The sequence below is a fragment of the Bacillus sp. R86525 genome, from assembly GCF_042466195.1.
In the GTDB taxonomy this organism is placed as follows: domain Bacteria; phylum Bacillota; class Bacilli; order Bacillales; family Bacillaceae_G; genus Bacillus_A; species Bacillus_A nitratireducens.
In genome coordinates, this window is record NZ_JAXHPX010000006.1 from 87,109 (window position 1) to 111,007 (window position 23,899).

Genomic DNA, 23,899 nt, shown 5'->3' on the forward strand with positions numbered 1-23,899 from the left:
AGATGAATAAATATAAAAATGGTATTTCTTTACCAAATCAGACTCACAGAACTATCCATACCCTATTCGATCACATTGCTATGAAATACAGTAATAAAATAGCAATTGTTGATAGTGGTGGTGAAATAAATTATGAAGAATTATATAGTTTAGCAAATCAAATGGCTAAGATTCTTAAAGACAATGGAGTAGTTACCGGATCTCGAGTGTTAATTTATTTGCCACAATCTAGAAATTATGTAATATCAATTATTGGTGTCTTAAAGGCTGGAGGCGTATATATTCCAGTGGATCATCATTATCCACTGGAAAGGGTATCCTATATGCTTAAGGACTCTGGATCAGAAATAATTATTACTACTTCTGACCTTGCCTCACGTTTCCATGGGGGAAAAGTAAAAATTATTGAGATAGACTCAAGTTTGTTTGAAACTAAAGAAAAAGTGAATGTAATTCAAGAAAACTTAAATCAAAATGAGGGTGCTTGTATTATATACACTTCTGGATCTACAGGACAACCAAAAGGAATACTATTATCTCATCAAAGTATATTAAATTTAGCTGAAACAGCATCAAATCATTTCCAGTTATTACCGAGCGATCGCTTTTTACAAGTAGCATCTGTTAGTTTTTCTGCGGCACTAGAGGAATTATATCCAGCTTTATTAACTGGGAGTACCATCATTTTTCAAATCACAAACAGCTCACCCCCTTCCATAAGTGAATTATTAAAAAGTTTAAATAATCAAAAGGTATCTGTTTGTGAATTAGTCACACCTTTATGGCATGAACTCGTTGAATATATAGATGATAACAGTATCTGTTTACCATCCTCACTTAGGTTGTTAATAACTGGAGGAGAACGTCTTTTATACAAAAAGTATCAAAAATGGTGTCAACAAAACATTAAATTGATACATGTATATGGCCCAACAGAATCAGCAGCTACAGCTACGTATTATCATTGTGAGCCTAAGGATGATAGCCTGCTTTCCCTAAATAGTAATAGTGAATGGAGATTGCCAATAGGAAAGCCGATTGCAAACACTAATGTTTATATATTAGACGAACATCTTGAAACAGTTTCTACAGGAGAGATTGGAAATATATATATTAGTGGAGATTCACTAGCATCCTATTATGTGAATAAACCTAGCTTAACAGCTGAAAAGTTCATACCTAATCCTTATTCTGGGGTATATGGAGATAGAATGTATGAAACTGGTGATTTAGGTAGATATCTTCCGGATGGGGATGTTGATTTTATTGGACGTATAGATAATCAATTAAAAATCCGAGGCTATCGCGTTGAACCAGCTGAGATTGAAAAAGTACTAGAAAGTCACACGAGTATTAAAAAATCAGTTGTAATTGGGCTGAACAATAAGCAAGGGGATACAGTATTAACAGCTTATATGGTTTCAAGTAGTAATGAATTTTTATCAATAAGTGAATGGAGAGACTATCTTCTTACTCAAATACCTCCATATATGATTCCATCCTCTTTAATATATATAGAGGAAATACCATTAACATTACATGGAAAAATTGATCGAGCGGTATTAAAAAGAATGAGTGATACAGAAGAAAAACATCTTTCTCAATATGTTGCTCCCAAAAATTTTGATGAAGGAGAGTTACTTTCAATTTGGCAATCAGTATTTGGCATTAAAAATATAGGTTGCACAGATGATTTTTTCGATTTAGGAGGCCACTCTCTTCTTGCACTCCGAATCGTAGCAAGAATAAGGGATAGGTTTAAGATAGATATCCATCCTGATCAAATCCTAAAAAGTAGAACCATTAGTAATTTAGCCGACATCCTTACAAATAGTAAGAGAAGAATGGGAGAAAATAATTTAAATATAGAAGAAATTAAGGAGAGAAGAAAATTAAACCAAACACTATTGGAAAGTCAAACGGGGGGAACAGAAGCGTTCTTAACTTCGATTTCTCAAAATGGAATATGGTTTATGCATCAATTCTTATCTGGTAAAGCATTATATAATGTACCATGGAAGTTTAAAGTTTCAGGGAATTTAAATGTGGGAGTTTTAAAAAAAGCTCTCAATAAAGTGGTAAACAGGCATCCTCCTCTTAGAAGTACATTTGATTTGATTAATGAACAAGTAGTAATGATTGTGAACAAAAGTATGTCCATCCCACTAAACATTATAGATTTGACGAATTTACAGGGACCTGATTTACAAATTGAACTAGAAAAGTATATGGAACTTGAAGCTGGAAGAACATTTGATTTGAAATCTGGACCATTACTGAGGACATATGTAATAAAAACAGCTGAATTTGAACATATTATCATGTTTAATGTCCATCACATTATATTTGATGGCTGGTCACTTGACATATTTATGAAAGAACTGGGTATCTATTATACAGCTATTCTCGAACAACAAAATGTAGTTTTACCAGATTTAGAGTATAACTATTTTGACTATGCCTTATGGCAAAAGGAAAGTTTACAAAACAAAAAGATGAAATCTGGAATTGCATATTGGGATTCTAAACTTCGTGGTTCGGACCACTACTTAAATTTGGGTGATCGAAAAGAGAATAGTAATCAATTAAGTTATACTGGGAAAACTATTAGATATAATTTAGGGTATGACTTGCAGAATGAAATTAAAAAATACTCAAAGGAATCCAAAACAACCATGTATATAATTTTGTTATCTGCCTTTAAAATTTTGTTGTATGGCTACACAAAACAATCAGATTTGTCGGTGGGTGTTCCAACTGCCGGGGGTAGAATTGTGAAACAGTTTGATCAATTAATTGGATATTTTGTTAACACAATAATTCTAAGAAGTGAAATTAAAGAAGAAATGAAGTTTAGTGAATTTCTTAAACAAGTGAATCAAACTGCACTAGATGGATATAAATATCAGGAAGTACCGTTGGATATTATTATTCAAAAAGTGAAGCCGAAGCGTAAAAAAGGGAAAAATCCACTATTTCAAGTTGACTTATTGCTGGAAGAAGACCCACTCGAAAATGTTTCCTTTAAAGGTTTGAATATTTATGAATTTGATGATGTGGATACAGGATTTTCTAAATTCGATTTAACTTGGATGCTAAAACAGAGAAAAGATGGTCTTTATTTAAACGTAAATTATAACTCGGATTTAATATCTAAAGAACGAGTATATCTGATGATAAATCGATTTTCACATATTCTTGAAGTCATTATAAAGAATCCCGAAAGTTATATTAATGAGTTGTTATTGAATTGAAATAATAAAGGGGGAATTAGTTTGGATTATCGGAATATTGAAGATATTGTCAAAGACATGTGGTTAGAGGCGTTTAAAAAAAATGAAATATCAACACAAGAGGATTTTTTTGATCTGGGTGGTCATTCACTAATGGCAGCTCAACTTGTAACTAAGATGAGAGAAACATTTAAAGTAAATATTTCATTACTTACTTTTTTTGACAATTCTAGTATTGAAAGTTTAGCCGAAAGAATTTATCAATTGCGAGCGGAAATAGAGAATGTAGATAGTAATGAAATAAAAAAATGAAAAAAGAATGAGTTAACGGTAAATAAATGTGATAGACAAGTAAGCCTAATAAAAATGCACAATATAATAAAAAGGAGGGTCAATGATGAATAGGACAAATAGAATTTCTGATGAGTCTAACTATAATTTGTTTCTAGATCAAGCGTGGAACGGATTAGTAAATTCCCGTACTCCACAAAAATGTGTACATGAGCTATTTAAGGAACAGGTATTAAAAGCACCAAAGTCAATAGCGTTAACTTGTAATGGAAAAAGCCTTACTTATTATGAATTAGACATAATTACAGATAGTTTTGCACAAGACCTAATTGATAGAGGGAGTGGACCAGAAACGGTAATTGCTGTGCTTACCCACAGATCAATTGAAACAATTGTTTCAATTCTCTCAATTTTAAAAGCTGGAGGATGTTACTTAGCGATAGAACCGGATATTCCAACGATAAGGTTAGATTATATTATTAAAGATGCGAATCCGAGTATTATTATTACTACCGGAAACCACTTGAATAAGTTAGATGGTATAAGAGAAGACATTTCGACTATAAATATTGATGTCGATTTGGAAAGGATTCGTTCGAAAAAGCTAATATCTACAAAACGTTCTATAACTCCGAGCAATCTTGCTTATATTAGTTATACTTCTGGTACTACTGGTAAACCAAAAGGTGTATGTATAACGCATCAATCAATTACAAGACTAGTTAAAGGTGAAGAATCTTTATTACTAGGATCAGATACAGTATTTTTACAATTGGCACCAATTGCTTTTGATGCATCTACTTTAGAAATATGGGGAACGTTGACTAATGGTGGAAAGTTGGTTATTTACTCACATCAAGAAGTCACTTCTGAGGAAATTCAAACAATAATTGAACGTGACTCAATTAATACATTATGGTTAACATCCGGGTTATTTCATTTAATGATAGATACTAATATTAGTATTTTTAAAGATATTAAACATGTTTTAGCAGGTGGGGATGTGATTTCTGCTAGACATGTGAATCAATTACTTGATACCAATTCGGATATTATATTTACGAATGGTTACGGTCCTACGGAGAATACAACCTTTACTACTACTTGGTCAGTAAATAATAAGAAAAGCATTCAGGGTAATATACCAATTGGAAAGCCTATTAATGGTACTACAGTCTATATTCTTAATTCTAATTTATCACCAGTTACAATTGGGGAAATTGGAGACCTATATACTGGAGGAGAAGGACTAGCGAGATGTTATTTGGGAAGATCGAGAGAGACTGCGGGTAAATTTATACCGAATCCTTTCTCTGAAAATTACGGAGAGAGAATGTATTATACCGGCGACCAAGCGAGATGGAATAATGATGGTACTATTGATTTTATAGGCAGAAAAGATCAACAAGTTAAAATAAACGGCTATCGAGTAGAGACTAATGAAATTGAAATGACATTAAAAGAACATGATGAAGTAATGGATGCCGTAGTTGTTGTTCAGAATATTGAAAATGATAAGCGGTTAATAGCATATGTTATTCCAAAAACTAAAAATTGCGATTATATATCTTTAACACGTAACCTTCAGGTATACTTGAAGAAGAAATTACCATTTTATATGGTACCTTGGGTAATCTCAATTATTCAAAATTTACCTCTCACAATGAATGGGAAGGTTGATCGAAATGCACTACCTACAACTTTAAGAAAGCCTAGAAATTTGGAGAATGAATATATTCCCCCAACCAATTCAATTGAGTTATACTTAACAAATTTATGGGGTGAAATGTTAAAAGTTGAGCCAGTTGGAGTAAAAGATGATTTTTTTGAACTTGGTGGACACTCTTTAATTGTTGCTCAATTAATCTCACAAATTAGAGAAGATAAAAAAGTTCCTATTCATTCTAGAAATATATATTTAAATCCAACAATTGAAGGTTTGGCAAAAACCATTGAGTTTGAAAATTTCGTTAAATAAGAGGGGGAATTTTTATGAGATTAACCAGACCTACCGATTCTGTAGGAGTAGTTATTGAGGATTTTAATTTATCGGATCCATATTTACATAGTCATGGTGATGTGCACTTAATATGGCATGCTATGCGTGAGCGTGCTCCGGTACATTGGCAAAATGTTAATGATGGGTTAGGATTTTGGTCTGTTACAAAACATGCAGATGTCGCTATGGTATTAAGTGATCACACATTATTTACATCCGAGAGGGGGACATTATTAAATCTACTGGGTACTGATGATCCAGCAGGAAAGAGACAGATGACTGCTACAGATCCTCCAAGACATACACAAATGAGAAGACCAATCCAGCAGGGTTTTAAACCGCGTACACTAAAAAAATATTCAGATGTTATCCGTAATGAAATCCGTAAATTACTAGAACCTGCTGCTAATGGGGAAGTGATCGACTTTGCTTCAGCTATGATGTCTCTTTCAACTGCAGTTGCCGGTACCATTTTAGGATTACCTGCTAGTGATTGGCCTAAATTAACACATTTGACAGCTATGGCAATAGCCCCCGATGACCCAAAATATCAGCTTCCTGAAGGAACAAAAGCCTCTTTACAAAAAGCACATAGAGAGATATTTGCCTACTTCGAAGATATTATTCATGAAAAGAAGGAATGGGAAGATGATGAAGTACTTGGTATTCTTCTTAAACTAAAAATTGATGGACAGCCAATGGATTTAGGTGCCGTTTTAGCCAACTGCTATAGTCTGTTATTAGGTGCAAATGTTACTACACCTCATGTTCCATCTGGTGCCTTATATACATTAATTGAAACAAACAGTTATGAAGATTGGGCAAATAATCCAGATTTAATTGCAACTGGTGTGGAAGAAGCATTACGGTGGTCATCTCCAGCTAGTCATTTTATGAGATATGCTTTAAAAGATGTTTATATCCGCGGTACAAAGATTAAAAAAGGTGATGCAGTAGTTGCGTGGATAGGGTCAGCAAATCGGGATGAAGCCGTTTTTACAGATCCATTTAAATTTGACATTAGACGAAAATATAATCCACATATAGCGTTTGGAAAAGGTGCTCACTATTGTGTTGGACATCCTGCAGCACGTCAAACGATTAAAATTTTATTTGAAGAATTATTTAACCAATTTGAAGCCTTTGAATTTGCTGGTAGGGAAGAACACTTGGCATCAAATTTTATTGCAGGATTCAAAACTTTACCTATTAAAGGACATTTAAAGACTAGAAATAATATAACTTCAAAACTAGATCTTAAATATATATAATGCTTAATTAAAATGAGGGGTGACCGTAATGAACGGAGTTGACAGATTAAAGAGAATGAACAAGTGGTTTCTTAGGGAGCCATCAGCTACTAGTAAAGCAAGGTTATTTTGTCTTCCTTATTCAGGCTGTGGGGCTAGTATGTATCGCCAATGGCCATATTTTATTGGAGATATAGAAGTATGCCCAGTGCAATTACCTGGTAGAGAGAATCGTTATATAGAGGAATCATACTCTTCATATGAAGAATTAGCGGAACAAGTAATTCCTAATTTATTGCCTTATCTTGATCGACCATTTGCGTTTTTTGGACATTGTGGCTCTGCATTACCTTGTTATGAAATAGCATTGCAATTGATTCGTAATGGGCAGCCAATGCCCTCTCATCTATTTATCTCATCACAAGTGGCCCCGCATGATGGTCCACAGGGGAGATTTTTAACAATGTCAGATGTAGAATTGTACGAGGAGTTAAAGCATCTCATTATTCAAATGGGGGGTGCACCAATTCCTGATTTAATTGAACTTAATCTTGGGGTTTTACGGAAGGATGTTGACGCAAATAAAAAGTACAAGCCAATAGATATAACAAAATTAAATTGCCAAATCACAGCTGTTGGTTGGAATGATGATGCTGAGATAAATCCAAACGATATGAAAGGCTGGAGTGAATGTGGCGATACGGATTTTGTTACTCTTTTAGGAAATCATTATAGTTTTTTAGAGGGACCAGAAGAATTATTTAATTTAATTAAATCAAAATTAGTAATTTGAACCAACTTTCTTAATACCTTGACGAGATTTTTTAAGTGGTGATTCCAGTAAACAATGATGTATCTACTAGTGATTTGAGCAGGATTGCTCCGTAGTTCCTACGCTGAGAACTTAAGTGTCTTGTACATTGACTCATCACGCTTCCTACTTCAACTTGACTTTCACAACTTCGGCAAGCGTGGGATGAGAATGTTGAAGATTATATGATAGTAACGATTTTTATGCAACCAACTTCAAATCTTAAGTTTGCAAAGAGCAATCTGTCTAAGGATATGGTAGCAAACATTTTGACATTCATCTCGAGCCGCACTCCTGGTGCTAGCATACCTTCACACAAATTGTGGAAGGAGTCTTCTGTGGGAAACAGGTAAAAAATAAGTGGAACCCGTAATCTTAAAATTGGGATTCCACTTATCCTTTTATAAATGAAGTTCATTTAATAAAGACTTAGGGTGTGTTTTTTCTATTATGAGATGATTAGCGTTATGGAAATTCTTGAAAATTCGCAATCCGTCTTCAAGAGATCTAAGGAGCATTTTATTAATTTTTATATGATCTTCTAGTTGAAGTAAGCGAATAGATAATGTTTTTTCGTCACGTATATATTTAGGATCAATTCTACCAATTATAGAGTCTCCATATAGAATAGGCATAGCATAATATCCAAATTTACGCTTCGATGCTGGAAAGTAAATTTCCCATTTGTAGCTAAAATCAAAAATATCTTCTAGGCGTGTCCTTCTCCAAAGTAGGTTATCTAATGGGGGTAAAAATTTTATTGAATTTGAACTAGAGATAGCATTTTTTTTGCAATCTAAACTTGTTAAACACTCTTGATCCTGACTTAATATGTAATATTGTCTATTGACTCCTTCTATTTGTAAGGGAAGGATCTCTCTCTTTTTCAGTAGAACGTTACAAATATTTTTACGTTCTTTTGCGGTTGTTTTATACCAACCAAAACGTGGGTCTTCAAAATCAAATACTCTATAGGCCCGCATATATTTCTGAATCAAAGCTTCTTTTGCTTCATCATTGTCAATTTTTTGAGATTTGAAAAGTTGGTTTTGGGGGATGTTTATTTCAGACAAAGCAAAAAATTTTTCGTTTCCAATTCTATTTGCCACTGTTATTTTACCAAGATCAAACAAAATGTTTAACGCTAATGTTGTTTCCTTTGTACTTGCTTTAGTAGTGTCCCAATATCCTTTTACACGTGTAATTGATTGAAATGAACGGGAAGGAAGAGGACCTTCTTTTAGTAATCTGGTCATAATCTTTTCCATTACAGGTTCAAGGTTTTGAGTGGAATTATGTATATGAGAACCATAATACTCTCTTATAGGCTCAAATATCGCAAAATCATCCATAGGTATAATGCATGCTGCATTAGCAACATATTCAAAGACTTCTCTTGTAGAAAGTAGATTTTCTAAATGTTGGTTTTGATAGTGGGTATTTCTTGCATGAAGGACTAAATGATGATTTCTTTCAACTGCTGCAACTGGGTCTAATTGTATACACTCTAGTTTACGAATAATTGATAGTGTGGTGTCTGAATCTGCAGAAGGCTGAATTTCTAATTGATTCCAAAGACCTTGTTTTTGGAGTAAGAATCTTTTAATAGTAGTTTTATCAACAGCTAATTTGTATGTATTCATATTTCCCCCTATTTTCTTGAAAAATAAATAATAAATTCTAACACATACAGTCTATGATGGATAATATTAGAAGTCAACATCGAAATCGAGATTAAAATTTTTATATTTACGAAAGAGGAGTGGAAGTAATGACAACTGCAACAACCCCAAAAAATGATAACGATTTTTCAAAGAGGGGACTAATTCGGAATAAAAAATATATTCAATGGTCCCTTGCAATACAACTCATGAGAGCACCATCTCTTATGACATCACTTGCTTTTGTAATTATTGGATACTATGTGACGGGAGGACACACCATTGGTGGTTTAATGGTTACTGCGTATACTATTTGCTTAACCTTCTTTGCAGTTCCAGGCGGGCGTCTTGTTGATAAAATGGGAGTAACAAAGGGATTGCTTTTTTTGTTAATAGGTAGTAGTGTAACGTTCATTTGTCTAACTATTGCAACTTCTTTGAAGTTGCCATCAGTATATTTAATAGTATTAGCGGGGATTTCTGGTGCTTTTTTAGCTGGGGCACCAGGGGGGTTTCGTACACTTCTAAGTCGAATTATTCATAAAAAATTAATTCCATCAGCGATAGCTATTGATGCAACAGTTATTGAGGTTGTTGTTGTTACAGCACCACTTGTTGTTGCATTTGTAGCGACATTGTGGGAGCCAGGTGCAGCCTTAACCATGGTGGTTGCATCTTTACTATCAGCTATTCTAGCCTATAGTCTTGCTAGTGATTCGGAAGAAAATAAGCTGGAAAACGAATCTAATGTAACAGAATCATTTGCTGCTCCTAAGCGTCTTTGGTTAAATCCACGCTATATATTTTGGGTTTTAGTTAGTATTGCTTTCGGTCATGCTTTAGGAACTGCGGAAACAGGTGCGTTTCCGATCGCTCAATCTTTTGGTTGGAGCGCTAATACTGCTGCTCTTCTTATAGGAATTGTTGCTGTTTTTAGTATTATTAGTGGGCTTATTTATGCAGCGTTTGAAAATAAGTTAAGATTTTCTAAATTTTCGCAAGCATGTATAATGCTCGCAGCACTTGTGTTAGGGTGTGCAGGTTTATATATAAGTGAATCATGGGTAGTGTTAATTCCATCATTAATTGTAATTGGAACTTTTACAGCACCATTAATGATTGTTCGTTCTCAGGCAGTAGAAGATGAGATACCAATTGATAGAAAATCAGAAGGGTTTAGCCTAATCACTGCTGCCCATTCTATTGGATTTGGATTAAGTGGCGTCTTTTTAGCATCTTTTACGTTAAAAGGCATGCTAATTGCGGGGGCTGTAAGTGGAATTGTTGTTCTTGTACTTACTCCTGTTCTACTAAGTAAACGGTTATATGAGAAAGCGAAATTATCAAAAATAAAAGAAGATGGTGTTTTATCTAAAACTGTAGAGTAAAGGTGGTATATATGAATAAAATAGTTTTCGGCACAATGTTAGATGAAAGAAGTCGAAACTTAATTGAATGTACTTTTAAAAATATTAATTTTAAATTTTTTTCAGATATAGAACATGCTTCTATGTCTGAAAAGGAAGCGGAGGTAATTATAGGCTTTGGACATGAGATGACTGAACAAGTATTGAATAATTTTAAAAATATAAAATGGATCCACACCTTAAGTGCTGGTGTTGATTCACTTCCTTTTGATAAATTAAAGCAAAAAAATGTAATAGTTACAAATTCACGTGGGGTACATGCAATACCAATGGCTGAATACGCAATTGGTGTAATGTTACAATTAACAAAACATTTTTATGATTACTATAATTTTAAAAAAGAGAGGAGATGGGATAATTCACTCTTAGCAGAAGAGTTAGAAGGGAAGGTAATTGGCATTGTTGGTACAGGAGCAATTGGATCTACTATTGCTAAAAAGCTGCAACCATTTAATACAATAATTAATGGAATAAATACTACAGGTAAACCTATTCCTTATTTTGATTGGACGGGCTCAATGGATAAATTGGATCAATTGTTGTCAACATCAGATTTTGTAATCGTCACTATTCCATTGACTAAAAAAACTGAAAATTTAATAACTAAAGACCAGTTAGATTTGATGAAATCAACTTCATATCTTATAAATTTATCTAGAGGGGAAATTGTTAATGAAGAGGCGTTGATATTTATACTTAAAGAAAGAAAAATTAGAGGTGCGGTTCTTGATGTATTTATAAATGAACCTTTACCTAAAAACCATCCTTTGTGGGAGTTGGATAATGTAATGATTACACCGCATATATCAGATTCATCTCCATTTTTCTTTAATCGGGTAACTAAAATTCTAGTTCATAATCTACACTGTTTTTCGAGAAATAAAAATAATATGATGATAAATCAAGTTGATTTAGAAAAACATTATTAAATAGCAGGTGTATAGCAATGATAATTGAAAGCTTTGCTGTTAAAATTCCTCAAAAAATGTCTTACGAGGAATCGAGTTTGATATTAAATAATATAACTCCTAAACAAAGAATAAAAATTGAAAAATATAGACTAGGAAATGATAAGTACCGTGGTTTAGTTAGTCAAGCTTTGATTAGGGTTATATTATGTCAAATGTTGAAATGTAATAATTCAGATTTGGTTTTTGGATATAATACTTTTGGAAAGCCGTATGTTTATTCTAATATTCAACTGGAATATAATATTTCTCACTCTGGTAAATGGGTGGTAGGTTCATTTGGTAGAAAGCCAGTGGGAATCGATATTGAATTAATAAAAGAGGAATTGGATTATGAGATGTACACTAAAGACTTTTTTTCATCAAACGAGCATTTATATATAAATAATCTTAAAAAAGCTGAAATCCCGAATTATTTTTTTGAGTTATGGACATTAAAGGAAAGTTATATCAAGTGTATTGGGATGGGATTATCCATTCCACTACATTCATTCTCGATTCTGAAGAATACAGAGTCTATAAGTGTAATTGATTTAAAGGGTCATATACTACCATATAACTTTACTCAATATAACATTGACCAGGATTATAAACTAGCTGTTTGCAGTACAAGTTCTATTTTTGCAAAACAAATTAAATTGATTGAATACCAAAATGTTATGAGACTATTCAAACAAATATGCAATGCTAAAGGGAGCTTTATTTAAAATTATTTTGATAGATAAATGATAATAATGTACCAATAGAAATCTAACGATTATATATCAAATTTATAGAAAAATAATTAGGTTTAATAATACCGTTCGTTAAAAATTGAAAGTTACTGTTGTTTTTATAATATATGTAACTGAAAAATTAATAAGGAAATAAAATCTCTATACAAACTGGAGGATAATATTATGAATATTCTTGGAATCGGTGGATCTGAGCATGATTTTTCTGCGACTGTAATAAAAGATGGTAAACTAATTTGCTCTATTGAAGATGAGAGACTTACACGAGTAAAGTATTCTTTAGAAAGTGATTTGACAGTTACTCCAATGATTAAGGAGAGAAGGGCTATTAACTATTGTCTAACAGAGGCATCGTTAACACCTGAAGATTTAGACCTTATTATAAGTAATGATTTAATAAATTCAGATTATTTACCTGATTTTCGAAAAGAAATTTTAATGGTTAATCACCATTTAACTCACGCAGCAAGCACCTTTTTTACATCACCATTCAATGAAGCGGCTATACTAGTTGTAGATGGAATTGGTACGTTAGTAGATGAGTCGAAAAATATTCATGAAACAATAACTTTATATTATGGAAAGGGAACTGAAATTCAAGAAATCGGAAAAGTTAATGGTAAAGGGATCGAGAATCCAGTGTCAGGTTGGTCACTTTTTGAGAACTCAATCGGTAGGTTTTATTACAGAGTTACAGCAGAGATAGGTTTCGGCTTTTTAGAAGAAGGAAAAACAATGGGGTTAGCCCCGTATGGTAGAGATATTTATGTTACTGAGTTTAATAGATTTTATAGTATAGCTGGTTTTAACTTTAAACAGTCTCATGAGCAAAAATTAGAAATGGTTACATTTATTAGAGGGATAATCCAATCTGCAAATGATAAATTCCAAGCAACCGCAGATATTGCTTTTGCTGCTCAGTTTCATTTGGAAAAAATCATGATAACAATCTGTAATTCTCTTTATGAAATGACAGGATGTAATAATATATGCTTAGCGGGTGGTGTAGCCTTGAACAGTGTAGCAAATAAAAAGATACTAGAGAATACACCTTTCAAGGCTATATATGTTCAGCCTGCAAGTGGAGATGCTGGAACAGCCATTGGTGCAGCTCTTTATGGTCAGCATGTATTAGCTAAAAAACCGCGTGAAACATCATTGCACCCATTTTCTCCATATCTCGGTAAAGAATATTCTGAAAATGAGGTCATAAGAGCTTTAGAAGCGTATGGTAGTCATATTAACATTATAAAGCCTAAAGAGTATATTGAAACAGTAGCGAGTTTAATAACTGAAGGACATATAATAGCATGGTTTAACGGACGGTCTGAAATAGGACCTCGTGCATTAGGAAATAGGAGTATTTTAGTTGATCCAAGAAGAAAGAATATGAAAGACACTTTAAATTCTAGAGTAAAACATCGAGAAGCATTTCGGCCTTTTGCTCCTATAGTATTAGAAGAGAAACAAGGTGAATATTTTGAATTAGCTCATCCTTCTTACTATATGTTACTCGTACCTCAAATATTATCAGAAAAACAAAAAGAAATCCCTGCAGTTACTCATGCAGATGGGACTGGACGAGTTCAAACAGTATCCAAAATATTAAACCCTGAACTACATGGGTTATTGTCGCAATATTATAAATTAACTGGGGTCCCAGTACTTTTAAACACATCCTTTAATGATAATGGTGAACCTATTGTTGAGAGCCCACATGACGCTTTAAAATGTTTTTTAGGTACTGATATAGATTATTTAGCTATTAATGGATATCTGATAAGTAAAAAATAAAAATTTATTTTTTGGCTTTCTAGAAATGTTTTTTTCACAAGTGTCTTCTAATAATTCATGTGATTCATGATTTGTTAGAAGACACTTTCTTTAGTCGGAAGAATCGTATGTTATTTTTGAATTTATGGAATTTTAATTAGTTGTTTATTACTTGATATTGTGGGGTTAGTCGTAGGGGGTGCTACCTTTTTCATTATAATCAAGGATGCGCCGAAGCTTGAGGAAGCCATTGATAATATAAAGTTTTATCCTCTTTTATAACATATATTTTATGGATAAATGTCTCTTACAGTATAATTTTTTTTTGATATGGTGAGACGAAGTATGCAAAATAAAAGCTCTTCATTTGTAAAAGCAAACAAAGAGCAAAGTCATGAGTGACCGTCTGAGAAAGAAATCGGCAGATTTCTTTCCTCAATATTTTAACATATAAAAGTTGTAGAGAAAAGGGGGCATGTAGAATGGGAGAATGTCGTATTTCCTTTCAGCAAAGGTTTAAAGAATTTCTTATTATGATCGTCAGTTTTTGGTTCATTATATTTCTAATGTATGGCGAAAGCCTGTTAAAATAGAGTGGGGTCGAAAGTCTAAATCCCCTTAGGTAGCTCTAATAGGTGTAAGATCTATGGGGGAATTTTAACAAGTTAATATAAAATTTCACGTACCGTATTGATTAATATAAAATCAAAAACTCCAATCATTAGTCTACATTTAATTCTTATACGAAGTCCCGTCACTTCCCTAAAATCCCTTTATTATTAAAAAAAGCAAAATAACATAACAACAGCTATAATATACTGTTGTTATGTCTTCAAACCTATATTAAGACTTACCTGCCTTTTTCTTATCAATAATTACTGAGAGTACAAGTACAATTAGTAACAAGATGATGTTTTGATTTCGGCTGTTTGGGCACATTCACCAGAGACGGGATGTGCATTCTCAAAAATATCTGGTATTTGAAATGGATACTAATTAATTAGGAATAAGAGGAAATGAGCTAAAGATATTTGTTTATTCACAGACTTTTTATTGTAACAGTAACGAAAAGATATGTTGTAAAAATAAAACTACTTTTGTTTTTAAGCATTTATTTAATCAATCAGGGATGAGTAAGGTCCCTGTCGCAACATGAAGAATACTATATAAGCGAACCAATGGACCACTTACAACCTATTGACTCACCCAAATAAAAATAGCAGCCAGAAACCCTTGTTTTTTTCTTCAAATACATAGATGCCTCCAGCTTTGTCCTCATAATTCTTTGTCCATATTTTCCTATGGAACCCTTTTTCTTCATTAAAAATTTTTGCTAAATCTTAAAATTCTTTTTCCATCTCTTCACTAAACGGAAATCAACTTGTAATAAATATGCCCTTTTTACTCATTCCTACTTTTAATGTAAAGTTTAACAAGAATTTCTTAAATGGTATCTACCAGATAAAAAGTTCCTTAGTACAGAAGATTTCACTGTATTTTTTGTACCAAAACCTCATATATTTAAACATAATCTATTGGGAGGTTGGTTATGAGTATATATTTAAAAATACAAGAAAGAGCAAAGCGTATAAATGAATTGACTAAGCATCAAAAAAAACTAGAGCGCGAAAAAAATATATTAAAAAGTGAGTTTTATAGGTTGTTGAAAGAAAAAATAGAATACAAAGATACTCCTAAGACATAAGAGCATTGGATAATTAGTTTCAATTTAAATTCTCATTTGAACTTTTAGTTAAGTTAAGAAATATGGGAATGGTTTAATTTCAGTCCATGGTTAGCTAGAAGTATTTTTAATACTATATTTATTCGTAAATCTGACACATCTTTTGATAATATATACATGTTATACTTAATTGCATAGTAAATAAATTGTATCCCAGTACATTACTTACTATTACTAGTACCCAAATAATTTAATATGATACGGTAAAAAGCCTCTTTTCAACGAGAAAAGAGGCTTTTTTTCATTAATATTAAGTTAAGTATATGCTATAAATTAAAAAGAAATCTTTATATTAATTTTGTGAATTTTAATGTCATAACTGTATTAAATACCTCTAATAATCATAATATTTACGAGAAAGTTAGCACCGGTTTAAAAAAATATATTAATTTATATTTCTTTCATAGGGTTAAGATAAGGATCATATATTATAACAACATGTTACATTGAAAGGGTGAATATATGATTTCATTGTATTCGATAAATTATATTTTAGTCACAGGTAATACTGCTATAAAAAAGGTAGCTAGAGTTCATGCATCCTCAGAAGTTTTTGCTGTTAATAAGATTAAAAGAGAATTAGAACGTAGGTTTTCACATCCAACAAAAATTGAAGTTTTTCCGGTTTAATAAAAGCGGAATCATTCTTTGTTTCCTTATTAATTAATGTGTAATTAGTATATGTTAAAACTAATCTTCTTTAATTAAATTTCCGCTTTAATATCAGACATTGTACAATCGTAAACGACACCTAATATATCAAAGACTTTTTTCTTCTCATATCGATGAGATTTTCGCCCGTTTTGCTGTAGGAGATTAAAAAAGGCGAATTAGAACCTTTGATAACCTTTGGGTGTCTTTCTGTATTGAGTAACTCTTTATACATATATGAGGCTGTTAATTCAGCTAATGAAGGTATGCAACAAATGATTGAAGCGCTTAATGGAACGAACTCAGCTATGAAAGGCATGAATGAAGCAATCAAGTCAGCTAACGAAGGCATGCAACAAATGATTCAAGGGGCTAACCAAGCGAATTCAGCTGTAAATGGTATGAACGATGCAATTGATCAGTCCAATGCTGCAATCCAGCAAATGAATACTGGAATACAGAAAATGTTAAATGCAACAAATAAAATACAACCAGGGTTAGAAAAGGAAATTAGTGGTGTGGATGTATCTGTTAATGAAATTAATAGTATAATTGATGCACCGACAAAAGCACCACAAAGATAGATTTATCTTGGCTAGATAAGTTTGGTGATAAATATGCAGCACATGAAGTAACAGGAACTGTTAAAGTAGCAGGACAAACGAAAGATATTAGTAGACGGGTTTACCGCATGAAAAATATTGACTAGGATTATGTTGCTCCTCCATCCGTAAATAAAAGCGGAAAGTCGAACCTTCAACTTGCTTTAGATGGTGGTGTTCCTTTTACAAAGGATTATCATAAAATAGAGTTACATCATTTAACGCAAAAAGAACCTGGAGCAATGGTTGAAATACCAGCTAATAAACATGATGAATTTACCAAAGCACTGCATGGTTTAGTGGAATTAGGGGAAAGTTTTAGAAACGACAAAGAGCTATATAAACAGTATATTAATTTTAGAAACAACTATTGGAAAACGAGAGCGAAAGAACATTGAGAAGGGAAATAAAAAGATGAATGACAAGATTATTTCAATCATTTCTACATATGAAAAAGATGGAGATTTTATGGGCGGTGTAAATGAAGATACAATCCAAGAAGCAGCGCAAATGCTAAATATTACATTCCCAAGCAGTTATCTTTGGTTTTTAAAACAGTATGGCAGCGGTGGACTGGATGGTATAGATATCCATGGTTTTGAGACAACAGCTGCGGATTCTTCCGTTGTTTACCACACTAAGTTATATAGAGAAACATATAACCTACCTGAACAATACATTGTTTTAAATGATATCGATGGTACTGTGACATGTTTAGATACGAATCAAATGAAAGATGGTGAGTGCCCTGTTGTCTTTTGGAGTCGTTTTTCAAAGGAACTGTATGCCATTACTTATGAAAACTTCAGCGACTATCTATTAGATTCTTTACAAGAATCTGTAGATAATTTGTATGATGAGGATTAATTGATTATAGAATACTAAGAATCATGTTTTTAGTAATAATATATAATTATAAGTTTCATATGATTTTACTGCTTTGATTTACAAAGAAAAAGCCGATTATCTCTAAACGTAGAGGTGAAGTGACCCCATAAAGTTAGACAGATTATTTCATTAGGCAACCTTTTGGGCATGGGTCCGGTATTGTACCGGGCTCATGCCTTTTAGTTTTGCCTTAATTCTTTTATGATTATAGTACTTTATATATTTTGCTAGTTCTTTCTTAAAATGTTCTATACTCCTACATTCTTTTCGATACAGAAATTCTGACTTCATGATGCCAAAGAAGTTTTCAATCACTGCGTTATCGTAACAGTTTCCTTTACGAGACATGCTTTGTGTAATGCCACGTTTAGTAAGGGAATGACGGTATTGTTTCATTTGATAGTGCCAACGAATGGATTAAGAGTGTATCTTTGACGGTTAAGTGTTCAAACGCTTGGTCTAACATCGTTGAAACAAGTGAATAAGTTGGCCTTGAACCAATTGTGTATGTGATAATTTCACCATTAAATAAGTCCAACATTGGTGATAGATATAGCTTTTCTCCAAATAATTTAAACTCCGTAATATCTGTAACCCACTTTTCATTTGGTTTTTCAGCTTGGAAGTTGCGATTTAAAATGTTAGGTGCAATTTTTCCAACTGTTCCTTTATAAGAGCGATATTTTTTCATACGAACGAGACATTTTAATCCCAATTCTTTCATGATACGATACACTTTTTTATGATTTACTTTATGTCCGCGATTCGTAAGTTCATCACGAATACGACGGTAACCATAAAGCCCCTCATGTTCGTCATAAATGGTTCGAATCAAACCTTTTAGTTCTACATCTGAATCAGGACGATCGAATCTTTTAACCCAATAATAATACGTACTACGCGGAATACCTGCGGTCTGAAGTAGCACCTTCACTGAAAATTCATGTCTTAATTCATAGATTACTTGGGCTTTGTCTTGTTTCGTGATTTCTCCTTGTTTTGAACTAAGGCATTCAACTTTTTTAAATACGCATTTTCCATACGTAAACGCTCATTTTCCGCTTGTAGTGCCTCTATCGAGTCTTCAACTATTCCTTGATCTTTAGTTGTATTTGTTTTTTTCTTTTCCATGGATGGATGCCCCTTTTTCTTTGATTGTAGGGCATCCAATCCTCCTGTTTCATAAGCTACTTTCCATTTTCGAAGTGTTTCGTAAGAAGGAATATTGAAAAGCGCCGCTGTTTCCCTGATAGATGTCCCTTGTTCGTTCATATAATTAAGTACATCTAGTTTATACTGGGTAGAGTAGGCTGTATAGCGTTTTTTAAAAGCATTTTCACCTAAGGATTCATATTGTTTAATCCACTGATAGAGCATACTGGGGTGCACTTCACCAGTACGCTAAGGGATAATCGGCTTTTTACTGTTAATTTGTTTGTAGTGGTCGAAGAAATTCCAAAGGTGCAATTTCTTTCTTATTAAATCGGTATTCTCCTAGGAAATTAATATGTTCCCATCCTAATGAAAATTATTTTAAATAAAAAATGCCTATGTATTCAAAATAAGGTCAGCACATTCCATTGGATTTATTTTATCTATATAATATTCTTCTGCTTTCCAATAGCGTCTTTCAAATTTTTCTTTATTTTGTTGAGTTTCTTTGGTTTCGCGCAGTAATCTTCTTTCCCTAGAACAATTTAAAAATATTACTTTATCATAGAAATCTCTCCATTCCTTTCTTTGTAGGAAGACCCCTTCGATAATTATTATGCCTGAACTAGGTAATTTTACTGTCTTTAACTGACTAGAATCAGTATCCTCATCATAATAGGGGAGTGTAATTTCTTGTGATTTAAGAAGGTTTTCAAATAAATGCTTTCTTAACCATTCTACATCCCACTGTATCTCATAATATTCATACCACTCTTCAAACCCAGTATTGTATCTTTTTTTTCTTTCAACTATATGATCATCTAAATGAAAAACCATATAATGAATTCCTCTATTTCCAAACTCCAATTTAAGTTTCTCCACAAAAGTAGTTTTGCCAGAACGACTTAAACCATCAATACCTAAAATAAACCTATTATTACTTTTTATGAATGATTTTATTTCAAAATAATTTATCTCCAACACTTTCACCCTTTACATTTAGATTCTGTTGTAGAGAGAAAATACATAAAGTTGCAATTGTAGAGTATTGCAACTTTATATAAAGATTCTATCAACATACTCATTTAGAGAAAAAATCAGTAGCTATAGGAACTATCTATGCCGAGAAGGCTAGCATGACAACCACTCCATGTCAAGTTGTATCATAAATCTATCTTTGCAAGACTAGCATACTTAATTTGCAAAAGACTTTTAATCCGATTCTTTAAATTTAGAGATTAGAGAACTTATATTTTTTATTACGTTGTACATATCGATTTAATATGTTCATTCAACTCTAAAAAATATGTTTAAATGATAATTTTTTGTAATTTTTTTGTTAAAATTATTAATTTTTTGTAAATTTTTAGTTAAAATTCAGTTGACTTTTCCAATTTTTAGAATTATCATAATTTCATATTCAAAGAATTGGAGATGGAAATATTGAAATCTATTGACATTAATGGAAATGTTACAACAAAAAATAATGATGCAAATGCCGTATATTATCCAGTATCTGACATTAAAATGATTAAAGGTGAGGGTGTTTATCTGTATGATTCTGAAGGGAATTCTTATATAGATTGTGCTTCAGCAACCTTTAACTTAAGTCTAGGATATGGACACCCAGCTATAATTAAAGCTATAAAAGATCAAGCAGAGGATTTAATTCATGTTACTTCCTCTTTTCAAACCGAACCTATAAATAAACTTGCACAAAAATTGGTAGATCTTTCACCCAACAGAATAACTAAAGCACATCTAAAAGTATGTGGGGGTTCAGTAGCGAATGAAGGCGCAATAAAAATGGCACAAAGAGCTACTGGTAAAAGAGATACAATGTCACTTTTTAGAAGTCATTTAGGTCAAACGATGTTCACTGCAAACTTATCTGGAAACGCATTTAGAAAAGAGAATTTTCCTTTAGCGATTCCAGGGGGAATGCAAGTACCAGACCCATACTGTTATAGATGCTTCTATGGACAGGACCCTTCTTCATGTAACTTTATGTGTGTTGATAGATTAGACGATTTCTTAGAATTTGGAAGTAGTGGTAGCGTAGCAGCATTTCTTGTAGAGCCTATATCAGGGAATGGGGGTAACATCATTCCTCCAAAAGGTTATTTTAAACGTTTACGAGATTTCTGTGATAGAAATAATATCAAACTTATTTTTGATGAAATACAAACAGGTATCGGAAGAACAGGATATATGTTTGCAGCTGAGTATTATGATGTTGAACCAGATGCAATTACTGTTGCAAAAGGATTGGGAGGTTCTGGAGCACAAGTTGCAGGTATTTTAGCTAGCGATGAGTTAAGTGGGCTAACAACAAATGAACATTCGTTTACTTATGGTTCAAATGTTCTTGCCGCAGCCGCAGCAGTTACAACACTTGATATTATTTCTCAGCCTCATTTCTTACAAAATGTAAGGAATACCGGAGCATACATTTTAGCTAGATTAAAAGAAATCGAAAAGAAGCATGCGTTTGTAGGTGATATTCGGGGTTTAGGATTAATGATAGGTATTGAAATCAATGATATGAATGGAAAACCTGATTCAATATTAACAAACTGGTTAGCTGAGAAAGCAATGGAATTCGGTCTAATTCTTAGAACATCCCGTTATGGTTTTGGAAATGTACTTAAAATCAGACCACCATTAACACTTACATTAGAAGAAGCTGAAATAATATGCGATAGATTTGAATTACTTTTAAAGGAAGTAACTGTATGAGTAATCCATTAACAGTAGCTAAAAGTAAACAAGACCCTGTGAATACTAAACTTTATGACCTAGTAATAGTTGGTGGTGGTTTCAGAACAACTACATTTTTATCCTCTGCCCCTGAACTGCTTGAAAGAGATATCCTTATAATTGAAAAAGGTAATTCTATAGGTCCTGGCTCTTTTGAAGACTATGATATTACAACCTCTTCAAACGGTGCTAGTATGTTAAAAAACACCAGTTATAAAGGGGCTTTCAATCAAATTAGAAACAATGAAAAAATTAATAGAATAATAAATAGCAATCACCCTGTAGAAGCAAGAGATCTATCTAGTGCACTAATTGAAATTGGCAACATGATAGTCAACAAGTTAAGTAAAGAATCGATTTTATATAACACGAATGTAGTAAAAGTTGAAATTAATTCTTCAACAGGCCCCAATAATATCATCACTTCCGAAGGCAATGTTATTAGAGCGAATCATATACTTTTAGCAACCGGAAGAACTGAGAGATTACACCCGTCTTTGAATAAGTGGAAAGAAAAAGTGATGTTTTCTGGAAACGCAATTAGTCTGAATAAACAAGAATACTTAAAAAACAAACTAATTGAATTAAATGGAAAATCTATAGTTATTCCTGGATGTTCACATAGCACAATGTCTGTACTAAAGGTAATATTGAAGTTAATCAAACAACTTCAACTTAAATCAGATAGTTTTATAGTACCCAAGATATATGTATTACAAAGAAGCTTAGCAAAGTTAATGTATACATCTGAGGAAGAAGCAACTAAAAATCAAGTAGAGGGACGTGAACAACTCTATAATCCGAAATCTGACATTTGCCCTGATACAGGAATCATTTTTAGAGATTCAGGATTACGACATATTTCTAAGGAAATCTATTGTGATTTGTGGAGTAACAAAATTTCTAATGCTGAAATTATTAGAATCCAAGAGATACTTGATGCTTCAAATTTATTTGATGAAGCTGGGCTAATTATTCAAGCATTAGGATACTACGGAAATCCACCTGAAGTGTCAATATATGGTGAGACAATTCACAGTAAAGAATCTGAAAATAGGATTTATTCTGAAGATGATGGAACGATAGAATTTAATGGAATGACTCTCCAAAACCTTTCCGCGCTTAGATTGGAACCAACTCCATTAAATCGAAAAGACAATACAGTTTATGGAAAGAATTTATATAAAGCTCTATATCAAAGAATTGAACATCATATCAGTTCAATTCAAAAAATTAATAAAAGTGAGGATTGAAAGAAATAATGGAGATTTCACAAAATAGAAAGCAAATGATAGATGAATTAACATCAACCATTCTTAATAGTAGAAATAATACCCAACCATATATCGTTGGAATTTCAGGAGTTGATACATCCGGGAAAAGTCGCCTGACTGATGAACTTGAATCTAAATTATTAGAATTAAATTATGACGTACAAGTAATACATATTGATGACTTTCACAATCCAAAAAGAATAAGATATAATACGGCATTTCCTGAACCTGAGCAGTATTATAATTTGAGTATCAACTTCCAAGAATTAATAGATGAAATTTTAATTCCTATTAAAAATAATAATGAACTTTCAATAGTGTTAAGCCATCTTGATTTATCTAAGGACGAATTTACTAAAAGTAAAGAATATAAAGTATGTAAGGATACTATCGTATTATTGGAAGGCGTTTTTTTATATAGAAAAGAACTTAGTCAATTTCTGGACTTCTTTATCTATCTAGAAATTGATGAATCAACAATGTTAGATAGAGCAAAAATGAGGGATGTACCCACTCAAGGAGAAGAAGTCATTAGAAAGTACGATGAAAAATATATCCCTGCTCAAAAGAAATATATACACACTTATCAACCCAAACAAAATGCAAATATTGTAATTGATAATAATTGCATTTCTAACCCAATCATTAAATACAAACCTATTAGCAAAAAGGAGTATTAAC

General features: G+C 32.5%; 18 protein-coding genes and 4 pseudogenes. 16 read left to right on the forward strand and 6 right to left on the reverse strand.

The genetic code is table 11. From position 1 onward, the window contains the following. Window positions 1-2 precede the first annotated feature (2 nt). From SJY24_RS01525 to SJY24_RS01545, 5 genes are all read left to right on the forward strand, one after another. Window positions 3-3,254, forward strand: coding sequence for an amino acid adenylation domain-containing protein (locus SJY24_RS01525; protein ID WP_377863497.1), 3,252 nt, complete (start codon window positions 3-5; stop codon window positions 3,252-3,254). Between the two features lie 21 nt (window positions 3,255-3,275). Then, on the forward strand, window positions 3,276-3,545 hold the full coding sequence (locus SJY24_RS01530; protein WP_061529723.1) for a phosphopantetheine-binding protein: 270 nt from the start codon (window positions 3,276-3,278) through the stop codon (window positions 3,543-3,545). A gap of 85 nt (window positions 3,546-3,630) precedes the next feature. Then, entirely contained in the window at window positions 3,631-5,502 is a 1,872-nt protein-coding gene (locus SJY24_RS01535) for a non-ribosomal peptide synthetase (RefSeq protein WP_377863498.1), read from the forward strand. A 14-nt stretch (window positions 5,503-5,516) separates the two neighbouring features. Beyond that, window positions 5,517-6,794: a cytochrome P450 gene (locus SJY24_RS01540; RefSeq protein ID WP_377863499.1), complete on the forward strand. Its 1,278-nt coding sequence runs from the start codon at window positions 5,517-5,519 to the stop codon at window positions 6,792-6,794. Between the two features lie 28 nt (window positions 6,795-6,822). After that, window positions 6,823-7,566 (forward strand): thioesterase II family protein, encoded by a 744-nt coding sequence (locus tag SJY24_RS01545; protein ID WP_061529720.1) that lies wholly within the window; start codon window positions 6,823-6,825, stop codon window positions 7,564-7,566. A 419-nt stretch (window positions 7,567-7,985) separates the two neighbouring features. Here SJY24_RS01545 and SJY24_RS01550 read toward each other — a convergent pair whose 3' ends face one another. Next, window positions 7,986-9,227 carry a DNA glycosylase AlkZ-like family protein gene (locus SJY24_RS01550; RefSeq protein ID WP_377863500.1) on the reverse strand — a complete coding sequence of 414 codons (1,242 nt, stop codon included), beginning with the start codon at window positions 9,225-9,227 and terminating at the stop codon, window positions 7,986-7,988. A 128-nt stretch (window positions 9,228-9,355) separates the two neighbouring features. Between SJY24_RS01550 and SJY24_RS01555 the strand changes: the two genes are divergently transcribed. From SJY24_RS01555 to SJY24_RS01570, 4 genes are all read left to right on the forward strand, one after another. Continuing rightward, complete coding sequence (locus SJY24_RS01555) at window positions 9,356-10,633, forward strand: MFS transporter (RefSeq protein WP_377863501.1); 1,278 nt, start codon at window positions 9,356-9,358, stop codon at window positions 10,631-10,633. 11 nt (window positions 10,634-10,644) lie between these two features. Further along, on the forward strand, window positions 10,645-11,601 hold the full coding sequence (locus SJY24_RS01560) for a D-2-hydroxyacid dehydrogenase (protein WP_377863502.1): 957 nt from the start codon (window positions 10,645-10,647) through the stop codon (window positions 11,599-11,601). Between the two features lie 17 nt (window positions 11,602-11,618). Continuing rightward, a complete protein-coding gene (locus SJY24_RS01565; RefSeq protein WP_377863503.1) occupies window positions 11,619-12,347 on the forward strand; it encodes a 4'-phosphopantetheinyl transferase family protein in 729 nt (242 codons plus the stop codon). A gap of 192 nt (window positions 12,348-12,539) precedes the next feature. After that, entirely contained in the window at window positions 12,540-14,168 is a 1,629-nt protein-coding gene (locus tag SJY24_RS01570) for a carbamoyltransferase family protein (RefSeq protein WP_377863504.1), read from the forward strand. 893 nt (window positions 14,169-15,061) lie between these two features. On the opposite strand, the pseudogene SJY24_RS01575 reads toward SJY24_RS01570, so the two are convergent. Next, window positions 15,062-15,374: pseudogene (locus tag SJY24_RS01575) on the reverse strand (IS4 family transposase); the annotation flags it as partial. 11 nt (window positions 15,375-15,385) lie between these two features. Then, a pseudogene (locus SJY24_RS01580) lies at window positions 15,386-15,520 on the reverse strand (YdhR family protein); the annotation flags it as partial. Window positions 15,521-15,696: 176 nt separating this feature from the next. On the opposite strand from SJY24_RS01580, the gene SJY24_RS01585 reads away from it, so the two are divergent. Further along, a complete protein-coding gene (locus SJY24_RS01585; protein ID WP_165762422.1) occupies window positions 15,697-15,852 on the forward strand; it encodes a hypothetical protein in 156 nt (51 codons plus the stop codon). A 743-nt stretch (window positions 15,853-16,595) separates the two neighbouring features. On the opposite strand, the pseudogene SJY24_RS01590 reads toward SJY24_RS01585, so the two are convergent. Then, window positions 16,596-16,761, reverse strand: a pseudogene (locus tag SJY24_RS01590) (IS4 family transposase); the annotation flags it as partial. Here SJY24_RS01590 and SJY24_RS01595 point away from each other — a divergent pair. The 3 genes from SJY24_RS01595 (at window position 16,758) to SJY24_RS01605 (ending at window position 18,011) form a co-directional block, all read left to right on the forward strand. Further along, window positions 16,758-17,126, forward strand: a complete 369-nt coding sequence (locus SJY24_RS01595; RefSeq protein ID WP_377863505.1) for a hypothetical protein — start codon at window positions 16,758-16,760, stop codon at window positions 17,124-17,126. The pseudogene SJY24_RS01590 and the gene SJY24_RS01595 overlap by 4 nt on opposite strands. Before the next feature lie 221 nt (window positions 17,127-17,347). After that, window positions 17,348-17,542 (forward strand): HNH/ENDO VII family nuclease, encoded by a 195-nt coding sequence (locus SJY24_RS01600; protein ID WP_377863629.1) that lies wholly within the window; start codon window positions 17,348-17,350, stop codon window positions 17,540-17,542. A gap of 16 nt (window positions 17,543-17,558) precedes the next feature. After that, on the forward strand, window positions 17,559-18,011 hold the full coding sequence (locus SJY24_RS01605) for an SMI1/KNR4 family protein (protein WP_377863506.1): 453 nt from the start codon (window positions 17,559-17,561) through the stop codon (window positions 18,009-18,011). A gap of 150 nt (window positions 18,012-18,161) precedes the next feature. Here the strand turns inward: SJY24_RS01605 and SJY24_RS01610 are convergent. Next, a pseudogene (locus SJY24_RS01610) lies at window positions 18,162-19,421 on the reverse strand (IS3 family transposase); the annotation flags it as partial. A gap of 159 nt (window positions 19,422-19,580) precedes the next feature. After that, window positions 19,581-20,159, reverse strand: coding sequence for a kinase (locus SJY24_RS01615; RefSeq protein WP_377863630.1), 579 nt, complete (start codon window positions 20,157-20,159; stop codon window positions 19,581-19,583). Window positions 20,160-20,711: 552 nt separating this feature from the next. On the opposite strand from SJY24_RS01615, the gene SJY24_RS01620 reads away from it, so the two are divergent. The 3 genes from SJY24_RS01620 to SJY24_RS01630 are packed head-to-tail and all read left to right on the forward strand — an operon-like array spanning window position 20,712 to window position 23,898. After that, window positions 20,712-21,923, forward strand: coding sequence for an aspartate aminotransferase family protein (locus tag SJY24_RS01620; RefSeq protein ID WP_377863631.1), 1,212 nt, complete (start codon window positions 20,712-20,714; stop codon window positions 21,921-21,923). Beyond that, window positions 21,920-23,197, forward strand: coding sequence for a hypothetical protein (locus tag SJY24_RS01625; RefSeq protein WP_377863507.1), 1,278 nt, complete (start codon window positions 21,920-21,922; stop codon window positions 23,195-23,197). Before SJY24_RS01620 ends, SJY24_RS01625 begins: the two co-directional genes overlap by 4 nt. An 8-nt stretch (window positions 23,198-23,205) precedes the next feature. Continuing rightward, entirely contained in the window at window positions 23,206-23,898 is a 693-nt protein-coding gene (locus tag SJY24_RS01630; protein WP_377863508.1) for a nucleoside/nucleotide kinase family protein, read from the forward strand. Window position 23,899: the final 1 nt, after the last annotated feature.